The following is a 20,145-nucleotide window of genomic DNA, read 5'->3' as shown; positions in this document are numbered from 1 at the left end:
ACGAACACCGGGGTGGCGAGCACCCGGTGTTCGTGGCATGAAAAGCAGGGACGTCTCATTCCTCCGGAGCGCGGTAAGCACTGCGGTCCTCGGCACGTGCCGGCTTTTCCAGATAGATGCCCTGCCGCGGGATGGCGATGCTGCCGAACTCGCCAGCGAGCCGGTGCAGGGCGGCGCGCATCTCGGCCCCCTTCATCGGTTCGCCATGGCCGGTGATGACCAGTTCAGGTTCCAGGGCCGCCAGCCGAGCCACCGAATCCTTGGCCTTGTCCCATTCCACCGTGAAGTACATCGGCGGTCCATGCATTTCCGCCCGCTGCACCGCCACCGCATAGGCCGACTCCTGCCCGGTGGTGACGAAAGCGTCGCCGACGATCATCGAGCGGTCCTGCTCCCGCCAGAAGGAGACATGGCCGACGCTGTGACCCGGCGTGTGAACCCAGCGCCAGCCCGGCATCCCCGGGACCGAGCCATCCTCCGGCAAGGCACGCAGGCGCGATCCGACATCCACCGGCTTGCGTGGGTAGAAGCGTGCCAACGCGGCCATCGCTCCGCCGCCAACCGACGGGTCGCCGGGCGGGTAGGCGGCCCGACCGTTCAGATAGGGGTGTTCCAACGGGTGGGCGTAGACCGGGGCATCCCACTCTTCCGCCAGATGCTCCAGAGCCCCGACATGGTCGAAATGGCCGTGGGTCATGACGATGGCGGCAGGGCGGGAGTCGCGGCCGAACCGCTCCGCCGCCGCGCTGCGGATGAAGCCCTTGGTGCCGATCAGTCCGGTGTCGATCAGCATCCATTCGCGATCGCCGGCTCGCGGCGGCCCCCAGAACACCACATTGACGATGCCGAGCCGCCGATAGGCGATGTCGGGCGCGATCTCGTGCGTATGGTCGTTGCGCAGCGCGTCGAGCGCCGGATCGATCGCGCTGCTGTCCTCCGACAAGGGGATTTGCGTGGCCATGGTCGTCCATCTCCTGCCCGTGTCTTCCGACAACAGCGTGGAGCGGCGCTTGTCCTGCAGTCCCCTGCCGGTCCCGCCCTTCACGGCATGAACTGGCCGCCGTTCACGTCCAGAACCTGTCCGGTGATGTAGCCGGAGCAGGCATGGGAGGCGAAGAACAGGAAGGTCGGTGCGCATTCCTCCGGCTTGCCGAAGCGGCCCATCGGGATGCCGGTCGACACGCGGGCCTTGGCCGCCTCGTCCTTGTCGGCGTGGAAAGCGGTGTCGAAGGTGCCCGGCGACACGGTGTTGAAGCGGATGCCCTCCTTGGTGTGGAAGGCGACCCAGTTCTTCTGGATGTTGTGCAGCCACGCCTTGGCCGCCCCATACAGCCCGGCGCCCGGCCCGCCGCCGGTATAGCCGGCGACCGACCCGACCAGGATCACCGATGCGGTCTGGCCGCTGTCCTTGGCCGACCGGCGCAGATGGGGCAGGGCGTGCTTGGTGGTCATCAGGGCGGAGCGGGCGTTCAGGTCGGTCACCGCGTCGAAGAACTCGTCGTCGATCTCCTCCAGCGGCTTGCGGGCGACCAGCCCGCCGGCATTGTTGATCAGAACGTCGATGCCGCCGAACCGCTCGACGAAGGCGTCCACCACCGCCTTGCAGGCGGCGCTGTCTCTGAGGTCGCCGGCGAAGAAGGCAGCCTCGCCGCCGGCCTGCTCCATCGCGGCAAGGGTGGAGGTGAGATCGGCCGGCGCCTTGCGGCCGTTGATGCCGACCTTGGCGCCGCAGCGGGCGAAAGCCTGAGCCGCGGCCAGCCCGATCCCCTGGGTCGAGCCGGTGACGAGGACACGGCGGCCTTTCAGATCGTCGAACATAGGCAGGTTCCTCACTGTCAGGCTTGATTCACTTGATTTGATGGAGGGGACTGGTGGCGCCGGGCCGGCGGCTCTCCATCCGGTGGGCGCGCCAGCGCTTCACCAGCGGCAGCAGCAGGGTCAGGACGGCCACCGACAGCAGCACCACGGTGATCGGCCGGGTGTAGAGGAAGTCGTAGCTTCCGCTGGAGAGTGACAGCGCCCGGCGGAAATTGGCTTCCGCCATCGGTCCCATGATCAAGGCCAGCACCACCGGGGAGGCCGGGAAGTCCCACTTCTGCATGAAGTATCCGGCGACACCCGCCGCCAGCATGACGCCGATGTCGAACAGGCTGTTGTTGATGGCATAGGTGCCGACGATGCACAGGACCAGAATCACCGGCGTCAGCACCGACTTCGGCATCTGCAGCACCCGGCCCATGAAGCGCAGGGAGGCCAGCCCGATGACCAGCATGGCGACGTAGCAGAACAGCATGCCGGCGAACAGGGTGAAGACCAGATCCGCATGGTCCTTCAACAGCAGCGGTCCCGGCTGCAATCCCTGCAGAGTCAGAGCGCCCAGCATCACCGCGGTCACTGCATCTCCCGGAATTCCCAGCGTCAGCATGGTCAGCAGCGCGCCGCCGGTGCAGCCGTTGGCACCGGCTTCGCATGCGGCGACGCCGGCCAGTTCGCCCTTGCCGTAATTCTCCGGCGTCCGGCTGAACCGCTTGGCCTCGTTATAGGCGACATAGGCGGCGATGTCGGCGCCGGCGCCGGGTATGATGCCGATCACGATGCCGAGGCCGGAGGAGCGTGCCACCGTACCCAGCATGCGGCGGTAGGTCGGCCAGTCCGGCAGGATGCGGCCCAGCGCCGCCGCCATTCCCAGGCGGACCTTCGGATCCTCCAGCGTCTTGAAGGCTTCGGCCGCGGCGAACAGGCCGATCATCACCGGGATGAAGGGAACGTTGAACAACTCGGTATAGCCGCCGGTGAAGCGGGGAAATCCGTCCATCGGGTCCATGCCGACGGTGGCGATCAGCAGCCCAAGGAAGCCGGCGATCAGGCCCTTGATGACCGAGCGGCCGGAGATGCTGGCGATGATGCTCAATCCGAAGACGGCCAGCGCGAAGCTCTCCGGCGCACTGAACTCAAGGGCGAAGCCGGCCAGGATCGGGGCCATGAAGATCAGCACGAAAATGCTGGCGGTGCCGCCGAGGAAGGAGGACAGCGTCGCCGTGCCGAGCGCCACTCCCGCCATGCCCTTCCTGGTCAACTCGAACCCGTCCAGGGCCGTGGCGGCGGCGGCCGGGGTGCCGGGGATGCGCAGCAGGATCGCCGTCACCGACCCGCCATAGACGCCGCCGAAGAACACCCCGGAAATCATTAGCAGGCCGGACACCGGGTCCATGCCGAAGGTGAAGGGCAGCAGGATGGCGACGCCCATGGTCGCGGTCAGGCCGGGCAGGGCACCGATGACGATGCCCAGCGTTACGCCGACCAGAGCCAGAAGCAGCGCCAGCGGATTCGACGCCAACGTGGCGAAGCCGCTCATCAGAAGGTCAAGTTCATGCATGGCGGCTATCTCCCACCGGGCAGAGGGGCGCGACGGAGTGGAGAGTGCGGGTCATTCGAACAGGCTCCCCACCGGCAGCGGCACCTGCAGCATGTAATGGAAGACGCCGTAGACCAGCGCGGTCACGCCGACTGCGAGAACCGGATTCCAGACCGGACTGCGCTGTCCCATCAGCGCCATGATGACCGCCATGTAGACGGCAGTGGCGGGGCCGTAGCCGACATGCTCCATGGCGGCGATGCAGGCGGCGGTCGCCAGCATGCCCAGCGCGACACCGGCATAGCCGGCAATGCCGACGCGCACTTGCCCATCGGCGGCGGGGGCGGTGGGTGCGCGCAAAGTGTTGGCAATCAGGATCAGGCACAGCAGGATCAGCGCGCCGGAATGAATGATCGGGAAGCGCGCGGCGCCGACATCGGCGGCGAGCATGCTTTTCGGAAAATCGGAGGTCGTGGCGATGGCCGACGCGGCGACCGCGATCAGCACGACGGAGATCACCAGATTTGCGATCTTCGTCGTCAACGGCATGGCGTTGACGGCATCATCGCTGGAGCCGGGGCGTTCGCTCCCGGCGGACGGGTTGCTCATGGTCCGGTCTCCTCAACCGAAAAGGCGACCCCGGCGGCGGACCACCGGGGTCTGTTCGGTCAGGCGTTACTTCGCCATGCCCAGCTTGGTCATCATGCCCTTGAAGAAGGCATTGTCCTTCTGCATGACCTGACCGAACTCGGGACCGTCGGCATAGGCCCAGGTCAGGTTCATCTTGGCCAGCTGGTCGCGGAAGCTCTGGTCCTCCGCCGCGGCCTTGCTGGCGGTGCGCAGGGTTTCGACGACCGCGGCCGGAGTCTTCTTCGGCACGACGATGCCGCGCCAGGTGGCGACGGTCAGGTCGATGCCCTTCTCCTTCAGCGTGGGCACGTCGGGGAAAGCCTTCTGGCGCTGATCGGCCATGATGGCCAGCATGCGCAGTTGGCCGGCGGCGAGTTGGCTCGATACCTCGGCCGGGCTGACCGATACCGCCTCGATATGGCCGCCCAGCAGCGAGGTCACGGCCGGATTGGCACCGTCGAAGGGCACATGGTTGAAGCTGGTGCCGGTCTTGTCCGCAAGCGCTTCGGCAGCGAGGTGCCAGATGGCACCGGTTCCGGAGTTGCCGATACGCACCTTGCCGGGGTTGGCCTTGGCGTAGTCCAGGAACTCCTCGAAGGTCTTCCAGGGCGAGTCGGCCTTGACGGTGATCGCACTCGGCTCCGCATTCAGTCGGGCAATCGGGGTGAAGTCGTCCACGGTGAAGCGGGCGACGCCCATATGCGGCAGCAGGGTGATCTCCACCGTTCCCATGCCGATCTTATAGCCGTCGGGGCGGGCGGCCATGATCTCGGTCAGGCCGACGGCACCGCCGCCGCCAGTCTTGTTGACCACGCCGATCGGCTGCGGCAGATGCTTCTTCGCCGCGTCGGCGAAGGCACGGGCGACGAGGTCGGTGCCGCCGCCGGCGGCGTAGGGGACGATCAGCTCGATCGGCTTCGTCGGATAGTCGGCGGCAAAGGCCGCACCGGGCAGGGTCGCGGCGCCGGCGATCAGCACGCCCGCGGACAGGCCGACCGTCAGTGCACGGCGGGAAAGGCGATTGGTGACCTTCATGGGATTCCCTCTGTGGTGCGCCGGCGTGTACGCCGGTCGTTGGATGGCGAAAATGGAAAGCGAAATCAGCGGGCGACGGTCCCCTCCGCCCAAGCCTGTGCGAAGCGGGCGGCGCGGGCGGCCAGTTCGGCTACCGGCAGGCCGGGACTGTAGAGGGCGGATCCGAGGCCGAAGCCGGCCGCACCCGCCGCGCGGTAGGGCTGCATGGTATCGGGCGTGATGCCGCCGACGGGGAGCAGCCGCACGCTGTGCGGAACCACCGCGCGCAACGCCTTCACCACCGGCGGGGTGATCTGCTCCGCCGGGAACAGCTTCAGCGCATCGGCGCCGGCGGCGAGCGCCGCGAAGGCCTCCGTCGCCGTGGCGACGCCCGGAACACAGATCATCGACCGCGACTTGGCGGCGCGGATGATCGCAGTGTCCGCATGCGGCATCACCACCAGATCGGCGCCGATGGCGGCCAGCCGGTCGACCTGATCCAGCGCCAGGACCGTCCCGGCCCCGACCAGCGCATCCTGCGGCAGGGCGCGGCGGATGGCCTCGATGCTGTCGAACGGATCGGGGGAGTTCAGCGGCACCTCGATCAGGCGGAAGCCGGCGTCATAGAGTGCATTGGCCGCAGGCACAGCCTCCGCCGGGGTGAGACCGCGCAGGATCGCGACCAGCGGCAGGGCGGCGAAGGCCGCATCGACGCGGGCGGAAAGCGAAAGCTCTGTCATGGTGCGCTCTTGATGCTGGAGGGCGTGGCGGACGCGGCGGGCAGAAGCCCGGCCGCGGCGGCGAACTGGAACAGGCCGCGGGGGGCGGTGTTGCCGAGTAGTGCGGTAGGTGTGGCGCCGAAGGCGGCAAGGCCGCGGCTGTAGCGGCGGCAAAGCGCCGGATCGCCGATCAGCAGCAGCGGCGTGCCGGTCGGCATCTCCGCCAGAAGAGCCAGACCGGACCGCAGTTCGTGTCCGATCAGCAGGCCCGACAGGTAATGCGCCAGTGCTTCCGGCGGCAGGCGTTTGGTCAGCCCCAGCGTGCGGGTGGCGAACAACTGGTGCGGCAGGTCACCCGGCCCGGCCGTTTGTGCGGCGCGGATGCCGATGGAGAAGGCCGCCTCCTCATCCTCCGGCGTTGCGTTGACCCCGGCCGGCATCAGGCGGCCGAGCAGCGAGTGGGTCTTCAGAATCGCGAACAATTCGCCCGTCATGAAGGTGGAAAAGCCGGCGATGCGGCCGTCGGCGACCTGGACCCATTTGGAATGGGTGCCGGGCATCGCGACGCAGGCATTGCGCGCCCAACCGGTATTCTCGGCCAGTGCGCCGGCGATCTGGATTTCCTCGCCCCGCATGACATCGGGAATCGCAGTGGCGGAAACGCCGCCGCCAGGATCGTGCAGGACGCCCGGCGCGATCAGGATCCGTCTGCCGGCCGCCGTCTCGACCCGTGCCGCCTTGTCGGCCAGCGTCGTCGCGTCGGCCGGCGTGCTGACATAGGGCGCCTCGACCCAGCCCTGGGCGCTGCCGACCATGCCGCCGGCCACCACCGGCAGGGCGGGATGGGCGTCCAGCCAATCGCCGCAAAGCCCGGCCAGTGCCGCATCGAAGCCCGCGGCGCCGGGCTGCGGCAGGTTCTGGATGCCGTGCCCGTTCGACCGCTCGGCCAATATGCGGGCGGATCCGTCCAGCAGGAAGCCGCGCAGGCTCGACGTGCCCCAATCCAGCGCGATCAATGCAGGGTGGTCGGAGGTGGTTCCGGCAGAGGAGGTCACGGTTCGGTCCATCCCAGATCCTTGGAAATTGCCTCGGCCGTCGCGCGGACCAGCGGTCCCAGCGTCGTCATGCGGTCTTCGGGCATGTAGGGGACGGCGCTGGCGACGCTGACCGCCGCCACCACCAGATTCCGGCCGTCGCGCACCGGCGCTGCGACGCATCGGATGCCGAGTTCGTTCTCTTCCAAATCCATTGCCCAACCCTGGGCGACATAGCGGCTCAACTGTTCCTCGAACACCGGCCACTCGGCCGGACGTGGCCGGCCGGCGGGCGACCCTGCCGGGCAGGTCAGCGCATGAAGCGCCTGCCAACGCGCCGGCGGCATCCCCAGCATCAGCGCCTTGCCCAGTCCGGTGGAGGCGAGCGGCATGCGCTGTCCGGTGCGGGACCGCATTTCCAGCCCACGGGTGCCGGGAATCTTGTCGAGGTAGAACACCTCGCCATTCTCCTCGACGCCGAGATGGACGGTGTCGCCGGTCGCCTCGGCCAATGTCTCGATATGCGGGCGGGCAATCGCGACCAGCGGGCGCTGCTCCAGCGCCTTCATGCCAAGCTGGATCAGCTTTGGTCCCAGCAGATAGCCCTTGTAGGGGATGTGGTGCAGATACCCCTCCGCCACCAGACTGGCGAGCATGCGGTTGGTGGTGCTGCGCGGGGTGCCGAGCCGCGTCGCGATGCCCTTCACGTCGCAGATACCGGCCGCCACGCATTCGAGCAGCGCAAGGCCGCGCAGCAGGGTCTGCGTCCCGGTGCCCTGGGTCTTTCCGGCGTCAGCCTCCTGCTCCGTCGCTTTCATCGCCGCGCTCATGGTTTGTTTGACCACCATTGATTTCTCCGATGCTGGCGCATGCGCCAAGATGTGTCAAATAATTCCGCATAGTGCCAAATAGTGGGACAATCGGGATGGCGACGAACGGTCGCGGCTCCGTTCGGAGCGCTGCGAAACCCATGATCGCGCTTTCAAATTCCTGTCGTATCGGTCAGAAAAGGAAACATGCCGGGACCGGCGGACAGGGTCCCCTACAAAACAGCAATCCTGGGAGAACCAACCATGCGTCTCACCGTCCTTTCCTTCGTCAGTGCGACGGCGCTGCTGGCCGGCTTCGGCACTGCGCAGGCCGACATCGTGATCGGACTCGGCACGGCGACCACGGGTCCGGTGGCAGCACTGGGTGAGCAGTCGGTGTATGGCGCCAAGCAGGCGGTCGCGGACATCAACGCCAAGGGCGGCGTGCTGGGCCAGAAGCTGGTGCTGAAGGTGGGCGACGACGCCTGCGACCCGCGGCAGGCGGTGGCCGTCGCCAACCAGTTCGTGCGCGATCAGGTTACGGCCGTCGTCGGCCATCTCTGCTCCGGCGCCAGCATTCCGGCGGCCGACGTCTATCAGGAGGAAAGCGTGGTGATGGTCAGCCCGACCGCCACCAACCCCTTGCTGACCGCCAAGGGCTATCCGACCATTTTCCGCGTCTGCGGCCGTGACGACCAGCAGGGGGTGGTTGCCGGCAACTATCTTGCCCAGAACTTCAAGGGCAAGAACATCGCCGTGCTGGACGACAAGCAGGCCTATGGCAAGGGGCTGGCCGACGTCGTGGTGGAGACGTTGGAAAAGGCCGGTGGAAAGGTGGCCTATCGTGGTTCGGTCACGGCGGGCGAAAAGGACTTCTCGGCGCTGATCACCAGCCTGAAGGACAAGAACATCGACGCCGTCTATTACGGCGGCTATCATCCGGAACTGGGACTGATCGTTCGTCAGGCGCAGGAACAGGGACTGAAGCCGCAGTTCATCGCCGGCGATGGCCTGAACAACCAGGAATACTGGTCGATCACCGGCCCGGCCGGCGAGGGCACGCTCTACACCGACAGCCCGTCGGCGGCCAGCGATCCCAAGGCGCAGGAGCTGATCGCCTCCTTCAAGAAGGCCGGCCTGCCGGAACCGGGCAACTTCGCCTTCTATAGCTATGCCGCGGTCCAGGTCATCGCCCAGGGCCTGCAGAAGTCCGGCGGCACCGACAGCGGCAAGCTGGCGAAGGCCCTGCATGCCAACAGCTTCGACACCGTCGTCGGCCCGATCGAATTCGACAAGAAGGGTGACATCGTCAAGCCGAACTATGTCATGTATGTCTGGAGCAACGGCCAGCCCAAGATGATTGCACAGAAGTAATCGGGTTCGAGAGCCGGTCCGACCTTAGGCATGGGCCGGCTCTTCTTTGCCTGCGAGTTCCGGTGTTGTCACGTATTTGCGGATGAAGTCTTCGACCGGCATCGGCCGATCGAAATAGTAACCCTGGAAGATCGTGCAGCCGCGGTCTTCCAGGAAGTCCCGTTCGGCTGCCGTCTCCACCCCCTCCGCCACCGCCTTCAGGCCGAGCCGGCTGGAAATCGACAGCATCGTCTCCACCAGCACGGCATTGTGGCTGTTGCGGTCGACATCCTGCACGAAGGAGCGGTCGATCTTGAGCTCTCCCACCGGCAGCCGCTTCAGATAGGACAGCGACGAGAAGCCGGTGCCGAAATCATCCAGCGAGAAGGAAATCCCGAAGGCCGCCAGTTCCGACATCTTGGCGACGGTGTCGGCACAGTCGCCGACGGCGATGCCCTCGGTGATTTCCAATGTCAGGCGGCGCGGATCGGTACGGGTGGCGCGCAAGGCGGCGATGACGCCCGCGCAAAAGGTCTGCTGACGGAACTGGCGCGGACTGATGTTGACCGACAGGTGGCAGTCGCTGCCGGCATCGGCCAGACGGCGCAGCACATGGCAGGCCTCCATCAGGATCCAGTCGCCCAGCGGCAGGATCAGGCCGGACTCCTCCGCCACCGCGATGAAGGCGCCGGGGGCGACGAAGCCGCGTTGCGGATGCTGCCAGCGGATCAGCGCCTCCGCCGCGACCAGCGTGCCGTTGGCCCGGGTCTGCGGCTGCAGGAACAGGGTGAACTCCCCGGCATCGACCGCCTTGCGCAAATCCTGCTGCAGCAGCAGACGGGCCTGGGCGTCCACCAGCATGGTGGGGTCGTAGTCGCGGATGGTGTTCCGCCCGCCGTCCTTGGCGGCATACATGGCGGTGTCCGCCTGCTTCAGCAGGTCCTCCACCGACTCGTCCGGTGACTTGGGGAAGACGGTCAGGCCGATGCTGGCGAAGATGCTGTGTTCGCAGCGGTCGAGCTGGAAGGGCTGGGCCACCGCCAGCCGCAGCTTTTCGGCCACCCGCCGGGCGATCTCCGCCGCCTCGTCCGCCGCCTCACCCAGGTCGGGCAGAAGGATGACGAACTCGTCGCCGCTCAGCCGGCTGACCAGATCGCCCTTGCGCAGGGTGGCGTTCAGCCGCGCCGCCAGTTCGCGCAGCAGCATGTCGCCGACGATATGGCCGCGGGCGTCGTTCAGTCCCTTGAAGTCGTCGAGGTCGAGGAACATCAGCGCGCCATAGCGGCCGGTCTGGCGCGCCGTCCGCAGATGGCCGTCGAGATGTTCCAGCAGCAGGCGACGGTTCGGCAGATTGGTCAAGGGGTCGTAGAAAGCGAGATTTTCGATCTGCCGTTCCGTCCGCTTCCGCTCGGTGACGTCCATCACCACCGTCAGGTAGCCGCGTACCGAGCCGCCGCTGTCGCGCAGCATGCTGGTCAGGGTGGAAACGGAAATGCGGGCGCCATCCCTGCGCAGTCCGGTCCATTCGCCGGGCTCGGGCTGGCCGCTGTCGCGGGTGCGGGCGACCAGCGCATCGAAACCCGCCCGCACCGGCCGGCCGAGTTCCGCGGCGAGACCGTCGGCATGGGCGCGCAGCTCATCCCGGTCGTACAGTCGCGGCAGGTCGGTGGTGCCGACGATCTCCTCCGACGGATAGCCGAAGATGCGCTCCGCCTCGCGGTTGAAGACGCGGACGACGCCGTCCAGCGTGGTGGCGATGATGCCGCAGGCCGCGCTCTCCAGGATGCCGGTGTTCAGCGACAGGCTGTCCTTCAACGCCTCGCGGCTGGCATAGGTCTCGGTCACATCCTGGAAGACCATGACGACGCCGTGCAGCGTGCCGTCGCGGTCCTGGATGGGAGAGGCCATGTCGGCGATGTGGCTGCGGCTGCCGTCGCGCGCCACCAGCACCGTGTGGTTGGCGAGGCCGACCATGTGGCCGTTCTCCAGCACCTGCTGGACCGGTACCGGAACCCGTTGCCCGGTCTCGGCATTCTCAATGTCGAACACCTCGACCACCGGGCGGCCGACGGCTTCCGCCACCGTCCAGCCGGTCAGGCGTTCCGCCACCGGGTTCATCAGGGACACACGGCCGGCGGTGTCGGTGGCAATCAGTCCGTCGCCGATCGACAGCAGCGTAACGCGGGCCTGTTCCTTCTCCCGCCACAGGTCGCGCTGGGACCTGTGCAGGGCGTCATAGGGATGGTGCACGGCGGTGACGAACACGGCCCGGTACAGATACCAGTAGCCGATGACCTTGTAGATGTGCCCGGCCACATTGGCGAGGTCGTAGACACTGAGATAGAGCGTGAAGCACATCTCGCTGATGGAGATGGCGACGGCGGCGATGACAAGGCGATGGACGTCCAACGTCTGCGCCTCGCGCCGGCGGCGGTGAAAAAGCAGGGCGGCGCCGGCATAGAGAAGAACCAGCGCATATTCAGCCGCCACCTTCAGCGGCGTCAGCCCTTGGCCCGGCAGATAGGTGCGCGGCAGCAGGTCCGGGTACCACAATATGGCGACGAACGCCGCGGCGGTCGCCAGCAGCACCCCGCCGATCAGCGGATAGCGCAACGCCGCCGATCCCGGACGCCAGGGCAGGGTTGCCGCCAACAGCAGGGCAACCGCCGCCATCAGCCGGGCGCCGAGCCAGAAGGCGATTGCCTTTTCCGGCCCCGACGGCGTCACGAAATCGGGCATCCCGGCATAGGACAGCAGATGGCCGAAATCGAGCAGCGCCACGCCGAGGAAGCCGGTGGACAGGGCCAGCAGGGCCGGCGGAGTCTCTGCGGTGTGGGAATGCCAGCCGATGGCGAAGATCAGGGCGGCGACGGCGATGGCGAAGGTTTCGAAGAAGCTGTGCAGCGGCAGGTAATGCGCGATCTCCACCGAACCGGGAAGACGGGCGGCTTGAAGGACCAGCAGGAAGGGAATGGAGAGGATGACGAGCGTCGCGATGGCACCGGGCGGTTTCGTGCGACCCTGCAACGACTCCGTCTTCGTTGGACCTGCTGAAGTCATTTCGTCCCCCCTGGCCGCTTGGTCGGTCGCCCGGTTCGCGGTGCTTATACCCCTTTTGCGTATATTAGAGCTTAACGGTATCAGCAGTCCATGGTCCGACGCCTCCCGGCGTTCCGTAGGTTTGGAACACCGTGAAACATCTCCGCGGCGACTGTTCAATGTTCCATCCGTCGGGATCGGCTGGGGATGTCGGGGCTTGGCGGGTGTGGTGCATGCTGGCGGCCTTCGGGGCAGGGGAGGGGGCGTGCATTCTACCCCAGCCGTCGAAGGTCTGTGGCGGCGGTAGAGAAAACGCGCCGCAAGTATATGGAAAACAACGATAATCGTCGCTTGCTCGGCAGTCGCCCACTATCCCGGCCCTGGTTTTGAACGGGCATATGGGGGAGCGGCGTCGGGTCGATTGCCGGTCGGGCCTTCGACCCTTATCCTCGACCGGGTCGGGCCAGTCGACCAATCGGGAAGGAAACCGCATGTTCATCGCGATGAACCGTTTCAAGGTCCGCCACGGGGCCGAGCAGGAGTTCGAGGAGGTCTGGCTGAACCGCGAGGTCCATCTGCACAAGGTGCCGGGCTTCGTCGAATTCCACATGCTGCGCGGACCGGACCGCGAGGAGTACCGGCTCTATTCCTCCCACACCGTTTGGGACTCGGAAGCCGCCTTCCAGGACTGGACGCGGTCTGAGGCCTTCCGCAACGCCCATGGCAATGCCGGCGCCCGCAAGCCGCTTTATGTCGGGCCGCCGGAGTTCGAAGGGTTCGAGGTGATCCAGACCGTGCCGCGTGATCCGAACGCCTGACCCCCAAAACATTTGAACAGACGGGAGGAGCCCCCATGCTGGAGATGGTGATCGAGCAGCGCCGAAAGAGCCTCGGCGGATTCGAGGTGGGACGGATTCTGCCCTTCGTTCAGCGGCGGATGGTCGGCCCCTTCGTCTTCTTCGACCATATGGGGCCGGTCGAATTCGAGGCTGGGCTGCCGCGCGACGTCGACGTGCGTCCCCACCCGCACATCGGGCTGTCGACCGTCACCTATTTGTTCGAAGGCGAGATCATGCACCGCGACAGCGTGGGCTCAGAACAGGCGATCCGGCCGGGGGAGGTGAACTGGATGACCGCCGGGCGCGGCATCACCCATTCCGAACGGTTCGAGCGCGCTCGTCTGGAAGGCGGGCGGATGCATGGAATCCAGGCCTGGGTCGCCCTGCCCGAAGCGGATGAGGAGAGCGATCCGGCCTTCAGCCATTACGGCACCGGCGACCTGCCGTTCTTCGAGGAGGGCGGCGTGCGCGGCCGGCTGGTGGCGGGTGAGGCGTTCGGCTCCAAGGCGGGGGTGAAGACCCATTCGCCGCTGTTCTACATCCACTGGGATCTCGCGCCCGGCGCCCGCGTGTCCTTGCCGGAAGACGGGTGGGAGCGCGCGGTCTATGTGGTGGCGGGAAGCGTGGAGGCAGAGGGCCAGCGGGTCGAGGCCGGGCGGATGATCGTCTTCGCCCCCGGCCAGCCGGCGCAGCTGACCGCCGCCACGCAATCCATCGTCATGGCGATCGGCGGCGAGCCGCTGGGGCAGCGCTTCATCGACTGGAACTTCGTGTCCTCATCGAAGGAGCGCATCGAACAGGCCAAGGCCGACTGGCGGGCCGGGCGGATGAAGCTGCCGGACCTGGACAATGGCGAGTTCATCCCGCTGCCTGAGATGCCGAAGCCGGCCAATCCGATGTCGTGAGGTGGATTTTCCCACTCGATTCTCCCTCTCCCCCCGGGGAGAGGGTCGGGGTGAGGGGGATGCACCGCGTGCCTTCCACAAAGGTCCCGCCACGCACCCCCCTCACCCTAACCCTCTCCCCGGGGGAGAGGGGACTAAAAGAGGGGGGAGAGCGCATCACCGCCGTTCAAACGTGGAAGCTCTCGCCGCAGCCGCAGCGGCCCTTTTCGTTGGGGTTCTTGAAGACGAAGCCGGTCTGGAACTTGTCGTCGACATAGTCCATCTCGCTGCCGATCAGGAACATGACGGCGGCCGGGTCGATCAGGATGGTGACGCCCTTGTCCTCCACCACCTCGTCGAACTTCATCTTCTCCTTGGCATACTGAACGTCGTAGCTGAGGCCGGAGCAGCCGCGCGCCTTCACGCCGATGCGCAGGCCGACCATGTCGTCGGTGGCCTTCGACATCAGCGCCTTGACGCGCTCCGCGGCGGCGTCGGTGATCGTGAGCGCCTTGGGCAGGGAACGGGCCATGGTGACGGTCTCCTAAAACGGCTCAGAACATATCCAGTTGCAGGCGGGCTTCTTCGGACATCATGCCCTGGTGCCAGGGGGGCTCCCACACCAGTTCGATCTTGACCTCGTTGACGTCCTCGACGCCCAGCACGGCTTGGCGCACCTGCTCCGGCAGTTCGCCGGCCACCGGACACATGGGGCTGGTCAGCGTCATATCAATCTCGACATTGCGCTGACCATCCATGTCCACACGGTAGATCAGGCCGAGTTCCCAGATATCGACCGGGATTTCGGGGTCGTAGCAGGTCTTGATGGCCGCCACGACGCGATCCATGATCTCCTCCCGCGGGTCGTAACCCTCGGGCGGCTTGGGCATCGGCGCGAAGTCCTTGGACTCGGAAGCCTCGGTCGCCGCGTCGGCCTTCAACTGCGCCTCGGCTTCGGCCGGGTTCGGAGCGATCGGGCGCTGCGTCAGGGTTTCATCGGGCATTTCGATCCCCCTTCCCTCAAAACTGGTCGCTGGAGGCCGCAGCCTCGCCGTGGAGTGCCGCGTTCATCGCGTGCCAGGCCAGCGTCGCGCACTTCACCCGCACCGGGAACTGGCGCACGCCGGACATCACCATCAGCTTTTCCATGGTCTCGTCGTCGACACCCTCGGGGATGTCGGGCTCGTCCTGGGTGCACAGCTCGTGGAAAGCGTGGAACAGCTTTTCCGCCTCGGCCGCGCTCTTGCCGCGCACCAGCTCCGTCATCATCGAGGCGCTGGCGGTGGAGATGGCGCATCCGCGGCCCTGGAAGGCCACGTCGTCGACCACCCCGTCCTTCAGGGTCAGATAGACCATGAAGCGGTCGCCGCACATCGGGTTCTCGCCCTTCGCCTCGCGATTGGCGTCGTCGGGATGGCGGAAGTTGCGGGGATTCTTGCCGTGGTCCAGGATCACTTCCTGATACAGCTCGCGCAGATCGTCCATCATGCTCCGAAGAACTCCTTGACCGCCTGGAGGGACTGGACGAGGGCGTCGGCTTCCTCCCGCGTGTTGTACAGGCCGAAAGAGGCGCGGACGGTCGGTCCGACGTCGAACCGCTCGGCCAGCGGCTCGGCGCAATGGCGGCCGACGCGCACGGCGACGCCATACTGGTCGACGATGGTGCCGACGTCGTGCGGGTGCACGCCCTCCAGCGCGAAGGAGATGATCGGCCCCTTGCCGGGCGCGGTGCCGACGATGCGCAGGCCGTCGATCTGCGACAGCTGCTGCGTCGCGTATTGCAGCAAATCGTGCTCGTGCGCGGCGATGGCGTCGCGGCCCAGCGCCTCGACATAGTCGATGGCCGCACCCAGCCCGATCACCTCCGTGATCGGCGGGGTGCCGGCTTCGAAGCGCGACGGTGGCGCCTTGAAGGTGGTGCCCTCGAAGCTGACGCTCTCGATCATGTCGCCGCCGCCCTGGTAGGGGGGCATCTTCTTCAACAGGTCGTACTTGCCGTACAGCACGCCGAGACCGGTCGGGCCGTAGAGCTTATGCGAGGTGAAGACGTAGAAGTCGGCGTCGATGTCCTGCACGTCGACCGTACCGTGCACCACCGCCTGGCTGCCGTCGAACAGGACGGGCACGCCGCGCTCATGCGCCAGCCTGGCGATGGCCTTGGCTGGGGTGACGGTGCCCAGCACGTTGGAGCAGTGGGTGATCGCCACCAGCTTCGTGCGGTCGGACAACAGATCCTTGTAGGCGTCCATGTCGAGGACGCCGTCCTCGTCGCAGGGCACGACCTTGATGACGATATTCTTCTCGGCCTGGAGCAGCTGCCACGGAACGATGTTCGCGTGATGCTCCATGATCGACAGGATGACCTCGTCGCCTTCGTTCAGGAAGGTGCGGCCATAGCTGGCGGCCACGAGGTTGATCGCCTCGGTCGAGCTGCGGGTGAAGACGATGCAGCGGTCGCTGGGCGCGTTCAGAAAGCGCGCGACCTTGGTCCGCACCGCCTCGAACTGATCGGTGGCGGTCTGCGACAGGAAATGAACGCCGCGATGGATGTTGGAATAGTCCTCCTCCAGGAAGCGGGTCATGGCCTGGATGACCTGACGCGGCTTCTGGGCGGACGCCCCGCTGTCCAGATAGACCAGCGGCTTGCCGGGCTTTCCCTTCCTGGCGTGGACGCTGCGGGCGAGGATCGGGAAATCCTCTCGCACCCGCTGCACGTCGTAGGCTTGGTTCAGGATGGCATCGGACATGGTTACTTCTGCTCCTCCAGCCAGCCGGCCACGATCCCCTGGAAGGCGTCGCGGATCGACTCCTCGGCGATTTCCTCCAGCGATTCCGACAGGAATGCGCCGATCAGCAGGCCCTGGGCGGTGTCGCGGTCGATGCCGCGGGCGCGCAGGTAGAACAGCGCGTCGTCGTCCAACTCGCCCGCGGTGCAGCCGTGGCTGCACTTCACGTCGTCGGCATGGATTTCCAGTTCCGGCTTGCTGTCGATCTCGGCTCCGTCGGACAGCAGCAGGGCGCGGTTCAGCTGATAGCCGTCGGTCTTCTGCGCGTCGGGGCAGACGGTGATCTTGCCCTGGAACACCGCGCGGGCGGTGTCGTCGATGACGCCCTTGTAGACCTCACGGCTGGTGCCGTTGGGCTTGGCGTGGACGATCAGCGTGGTGGTGTCGGCATGCTGGGTGCCGCGGACCAGATAGCCGCCGCTGACATGGGTCCGCGCCTCCGTGCCGTCGAGGCGGCTGACCACCTCGTTGCGCGACAGCTTGGCACCGGTCGTCAGGATGAAGTTGTCATAGCAGCCGCCGGTCGCCACCGTCGCCGCGATGTGCGACAGGTGGATGGCGCCGGCGCCTTCGCGCTGCGACTTGTAATGGTGCAGCGTGGCGCCCTCGCCGACGAACACCTCGGTGACGTGGTTGGACAGCGTGGTGCCGGTGCCGCGGCCGACATGGTGTTCGACTACCACCGCCTTCGACCCGGCCTCCGCGATCAGCAGCATGCGCGGATGGCAGGTGGTCGCCTGCGATTCCGACCCGACCGAGACGAAGACCAGTTCGATCGGCCGTTCGACCTGGACGTTGGCCGGCACATGCAGGACCGCACCATCGGCGAGATAGGCGCTGTTCAGCGCCACCAGCGGACGGTCGTCGGCCGCGGCGAGGCGGCCGAGATGGTCGGCCAGCAGGCCGGCATGGGTGCTCAGCGCGGCGTCGAGGCTCAGCAGATCGACACGCGGCGGCAGCCCGTCGACCGACGACAGGTCGGCACGGAAGCGGCCGTCGACGAAGACCATGCGCGGGCCGTCCTGCCCCTCGGCCCGGACGGTCGGCAGCAGGTCGATCGCGGCGGCGGCGGGAGCCGCCGGCTGGAAGGTCAGCTTGGCGAGATCGCGCAGGTTGGTGTAGCGCCAACTCTCGTTCTTGATCGTCGGCAGGCCGACGGCGGCGAAGCGCTCACGCCCGGCGGCGCGCAGTTCGTTCAGCCAGGACAGCCCGCTGCCGGGCAGGCCGGAGCCCATGTGGTCGAGCGGCGTCAGGAAGGCCGGCGCCGTCGCCGGATCGGCGCCCCGCGTCGAATAGGTCATGGGATGAAGGGGGGAGGGATGTTGCGCCGTCATCACGCCGCCTCGCTCGCGCCGAAGTCGCGGTAGCCGTTCTTTTCCAGCTCCAGCGCCAGTTCCTTGCCGCCCGACTTCACGATGCGGCCGGCGGCCAGCACATGGACATAGTCGGGAATGATGTAGTCGAGCAGGCGCTGGTAGTGGGTGATGACCAGCATCGAACGGTCCGGCGAGCGCAGGGCATTTACGCCCTCGGCCACGATCTTCAGCGCGTCGATGTCGAGGCCGCTGTCGGTTTCGTCGAGGATGGCAAATTTCGGTTCCAGCACCGCCATCTGCAGCGTCTCGTTGCGCTTCTTCTCACCGCCGGAGAAGCCGACATTGACCGCGCGCTTCAGCATCTCGTCCGACATGCCGAGCGCCTTGGTCTTGGCGCGGATCAGCTTCAGGAACTGCATGGCGTCCAGCTCCTTCTCGCCGCGATGCTTGCGGATGGCGTTGATCGCGGTCTTCAGGAAGGTGGTGTTGCCGACGCCGGGGATTTCCACCGGATACTGGAAGGCCAGGAAGACGCCCTCGGCCGCCCGCTCTTCCGGCTCCATCGCCAGCAGGTCCTTGCCGTAATAGGTGACCGAGCCTTCCGTGACCTCGTAGCCGTCGCGGCCGGCCAGGACGTAGGACATCGTGCTCTTGCCGGCGCCGTTCGGCCCCATGATGGCATGGACCTCGCCCGGGCGGATGGTCAGGTCGACGCCCTTGAGGATTTCCTTGCCGTCCACGGTGGCGTGCAGGTTCTTGATTTCGATCATCGTCTTCGCCTCGTTGTCTTCTTCAGGCCGCCGGCACGCCGTCCGGTCTTCACGTTCTGTCGGTTTTCCTCTGGTGGGCGGGGGCTCTTAGCCCACGCTGCCTTCCAGGCTGATGCCCACCAGCTTCTGCGCCTCCACGGCGAATTCCATGGGGAGTTCCTTCAGGACCTCCTTGCAGAAGCCGTTGACGATCAGGGACACCGCGTCCTCTTCCGAGATGCCGCGCTGGCGGCAGTAGAAGAGTTGGTCCTCGCTGATCTTCGCCGTCGTCGCCTCGTGCTCGATGCGGGCGGAGCGGTTGCGGCTCTCGATGTAGGGGACCGTGTGGGCGCCGCACTTGTCGCCGATCAGCAGGCTGTCGCACTGGGTGTGGTTGCGCGCACCCTCCGCCCTGGGCAGGATCTTCACCAAGCCGCGGTAGGTCTGCTGTGCTTTGCCGGCCGAGATGCCCTTCGACACGATGGTCGACCGGGTGTTCTTGCCGATGTGGATCATCTTGGTGCCGGTGTCGGCCTGCTGGAAGTTGTTGGTGATGGCGACCGAATAGAACTCGCCCACCGAATTGTCGCCCTGCAGGATGCAGCTCGGATACTTCCAGGTGATCGCGGAGCCGGTTTCCACCTGCGTCCAGGAGATCTTGGAGTTCCTGCCGCGGCAGGCGCCACGCTTGGTGACGAAGTTGTAGATGCCGCCGACACCCTCGGCATTGCCGGGGTACCAGTTCTGGACGGTCGAATACTTGATCGTCGCGTCGTCCATCGCCACCAGTTCTACCACCGCGGCGTGCAGCTGGTTCTCGTCGCGCTGGGGCGCGGTGCAGCCTTCCAGATAGCTGACGTAAGAACCTTCGTCGGCGATGATCAGCGTGCGCTCGAACTGGCCGGTGTTGGCCTGGTTGATGCGGAAATAGGTCGACAGCTCCATCGGGCAGCGCACGCCCTTGGGGATGTAGACGAAGCTGCCGTCGGTGAAGACCGCGCAGTTCAGCGTGGCGTAATAGTTGTCGGTGTAGGGCACCACTGAGCCGAGATACTTCTTCACGAGATCCGGATGCTTCTGCACCGCCTCGGAGATCGCGCAGAAGATGATGCCCATCTCCTCCAGCTTCGCCTTGAAGGTGGTGGCGACCGACACGCTGTCGAACACGGCATCGACGGCGATCGCCGGGCTCTTGCCTTCCGACCCCTCGACGCCGGCCAAGATCTCCTGCTCACGCAGCGGGATGCCCAGCTTCTCGTAGGTCTTAAGCAGTTCGGGATCGACCTCGTCCAGCGACTTCGGCCCGGCCTTCTTCTTCGGCGCGGCGTAGTAGTGCGCATCCTGATAGTCGATGGGCGGGAAGCTGACGGCGGCCCATTGCGGCTCCTCCATCGTCTGCCAGACGCGGAAAGCCTTCAGGCGCCAGTCCAGCAGCCACTCCGGCTCCTCCTTCTTGGCGGAGATGAAGCGGACGATATCCTCGTTCAGGCCCTTCGGCGCGACGTCGGATTCGATGTCGGTCGTGAAGCCGTACTTGTACTTCTGCTCCGTGACGGCGCGGACCTGCTCGACGGTTTCCGGTTGGGCGGCCATGGCTTTGCCTCGTCCTTCTCAAGAA

At 66.4% G+C, this 20,145-nt stretch carries 19 protein-coding genes; 3 read left to right on the top strand and 16 right to left on the bottom strand.

The genetic code is table 11. The annotated features are described in order from the left end of the window. Positions 1-55: 55 nt before the first annotated feature. The 8 genes from FZ938_RS13785 to FZ938_RS13750 form a co-directional block, all read right to left on the bottom strand. Entirely contained in the window at positions 56-961 is a 906-nt protein-coding gene (locus FZ938_RS13785; RefSeq protein WP_149199068.1) for an MBL fold metallo-hydrolase, read from the bottom strand. 80 nt (positions 962-1,041) lie between these two features. After that, positions 1,042-1,818, bottom strand: a complete 777-nt coding sequence (locus FZ938_RS13780; protein ID WP_149199067.1) for an SDR family NAD(P)-dependent oxidoreductase — start codon at positions 1,816-1,818, stop codon at positions 1,042-1,044. Positions 1,819-1,846: 28 nt separating this feature from the next. Next, complete coding sequence (locus FZ938_RS13775) at positions 1,847-3,376, bottom strand: tripartite tricarboxylate transporter permease (RefSeq protein ID WP_149199066.1); 1,530 nt, start codon at positions 3,374-3,376, stop codon at positions 1,847-1,849. 51 nt (positions 3,377-3,427) lie between these two features. After that, on the bottom strand, positions 3,428-3,964 hold the full coding sequence (locus tag FZ938_RS13770) for a tripartite tricarboxylate transporter TctB family protein (protein ID WP_149199065.1): 537 nt from the start codon (positions 3,962-3,964) through the stop codon (positions 3,428-3,430). Positions 3,965-4,030: 66 nt separating this feature from the next. After that, positions 4,031-5,020: a tripartite tricarboxylate transporter substrate binding protein gene (locus FZ938_RS13765; RefSeq protein WP_149199064.1), complete on the bottom strand. Its 990-nt coding sequence runs from the start codon at positions 5,018-5,020 to the stop codon at positions 4,031-4,033. A 65-nt stretch (positions 5,021-5,085) separates the two neighbouring features. Next, positions 5,086-5,739 (bottom strand): 2-dehydro-3-deoxy-6-phosphogalactonate aldolase, encoded by a 654-nt coding sequence (locus FZ938_RS13760; RefSeq protein WP_149199063.1) that lies wholly within the window; start codon positions 5,737-5,739, stop codon positions 5,086-5,088. After that, entirely contained in the window at positions 5,736-6,785 is a 1,050-nt protein-coding gene (locus FZ938_RS13755; protein WP_149199062.1) for a 2-dehydro-3-deoxygalactonokinase, read from the bottom strand. Before FZ938_RS13755 ends, FZ938_RS13760 begins: the two co-directional genes overlap by 4 nt. Further along, complete coding sequence (locus FZ938_RS13750; protein WP_246799024.1) at positions 6,770-7,600, bottom strand: IclR family transcriptional regulator; 831 nt, start codon at positions 7,598-7,600, stop codon at positions 6,770-6,772. Before FZ938_RS13750 ends, FZ938_RS13755 begins: the two co-directional genes overlap by 16 nt. 225 nt (positions 7,601-7,825) lie before the next feature. Between FZ938_RS13750 and FZ938_RS13745 the strand changes: the two genes are divergently transcribed. Continuing rightward, entirely contained in the window at positions 7,826-8,935 is a 1,110-nt protein-coding gene (locus FZ938_RS13745; RefSeq protein WP_149199061.1) for a branched-chain amino acid ABC transporter substrate-binding protein, read from the top strand. 24 nt (positions 8,936-8,959) lie between these two features. Here the strand turns inward: FZ938_RS13745 and FZ938_RS13740 are convergent, their stop codons facing one another. Next, entirely contained in the window at positions 8,960-11,941 is a 2,982-nt protein-coding gene (locus FZ938_RS13740) for a bifunctional diguanylate cyclase/phosphodiesterase (protein WP_246457212.1), read from the bottom strand. A gap of 503 nt (positions 11,942-12,444) precedes the next feature. Here FZ938_RS13740 and hmuQ point away from each other — a divergent pair. Both hmuQ and FZ938_RS13730 read left to right on the top strand, forming a co-directional pair. After that, entirely contained in the window at positions 12,445-12,771 is a 327-nt protein-coding gene (hmuQ, locus tag FZ938_RS13735; protein WP_149199059.1) for a heme-degrading protein HmuQ, read from the top strand. Between the two features lie 35 nt (positions 12,772-12,806). Then, positions 12,807-13,697: a pirin family protein gene (locus tag FZ938_RS13730; RefSeq protein ID WP_149199058.1), complete on the top strand. Its 891-nt coding sequence runs from the start codon at positions 12,807-12,809 to the stop codon at positions 13,695-13,697. A gap of 166 nt (positions 13,698-13,863) precedes the next feature. Here FZ938_RS13730 and FZ938_RS13725 read toward each other — a convergent pair whose 3' ends face one another. The 7 genes from FZ938_RS13725 to sufB all read right to left on the bottom strand — a co-directional run bounded on the left by FZ938_RS13725 (position 13,864) and on the right by sufB (position 20,120). Next, complete coding sequence (locus tag FZ938_RS13725; RefSeq protein WP_109865217.1) at positions 13,864-14,208, bottom strand: HesB/IscA family protein; 345 nt, start codon at positions 14,206-14,208, stop codon at positions 13,864-13,866. A gap of 22 nt (positions 14,209-14,230) precedes the next feature. Beyond that, on the bottom strand, positions 14,231-14,680 hold the full coding sequence (locus tag FZ938_RS13720) for an iron-sulfur cluster assembly protein (protein ID WP_149199057.1): 450 nt from the start codon (positions 14,678-14,680) through the stop codon (positions 14,231-14,233). Positions 14,681-14,696: 16 nt separating this feature from the next. Continuing rightward, positions 14,697-15,164 carry a Fe-S cluster assembly sulfur transfer protein SufU gene (sufU, locus tag FZ938_RS13715; protein WP_149199056.1) on the bottom strand — a complete coding sequence of 156 codons (468 nt, stop codon included), beginning with the start codon at positions 15,162-15,164 and terminating at the stop codon, positions 14,697-14,699. Beyond that, positions 15,161-16,423, bottom strand: coding sequence for a cysteine desulfurase (locus FZ938_RS13710; protein WP_149199055.1), 1,263 nt, complete (start codon positions 16,421-16,423; stop codon positions 15,161-15,163). The genes sufU and FZ938_RS13710 overlap by 4 nt, the downstream gene beginning before the upstream one ends. 2 nt (positions 16,424-16,425) lie before the next feature. Then, entirely contained in the window at positions 16,426-17,796 is a 1,371-nt protein-coding gene (sufD, locus tag FZ938_RS13705; RefSeq protein ID WP_246457211.1) for a Fe-S cluster assembly protein SufD, read from the bottom strand. Beyond that, the gene (sufC, locus tag FZ938_RS13700; RefSeq protein WP_149199054.1) at positions 17,796-18,548 is read right to left on the bottom strand and encodes a Fe-S cluster assembly ATPase SufC; all 753 of its coding nucleotides are present in this window, start codon (positions 18,546-18,548) and stop codon (positions 17,796-17,798) included. Before sufC ends, sufD begins: the two co-directional genes overlap by 1 nt. Positions 18,549-18,635: 87 nt before the next feature. Then, positions 18,636-20,120, bottom strand: a complete 1,485-nt coding sequence (sufB, locus tag FZ938_RS13695; protein ID WP_149199053.1) for a Fe-S cluster assembly protein SufB — start codon at positions 20,118-20,120, stop codon at positions 18,636-18,638. Positions 20,121-20,145 lie beyond the last annotated feature (25 nt).

The sequence above is a fragment of the Azospirillum oryzae genome (assembly GCF_008364795.1).
Taxonomy (GTDB): domain Bacteria; phylum Pseudomonadota; class Alphaproteobacteria; order Azospirillales; family Azospirillaceae; genus Azospirillum; species Azospirillum oryzae.
This window is presented reverse-complemented; position numbering and strand designations above follow the sequence as displayed.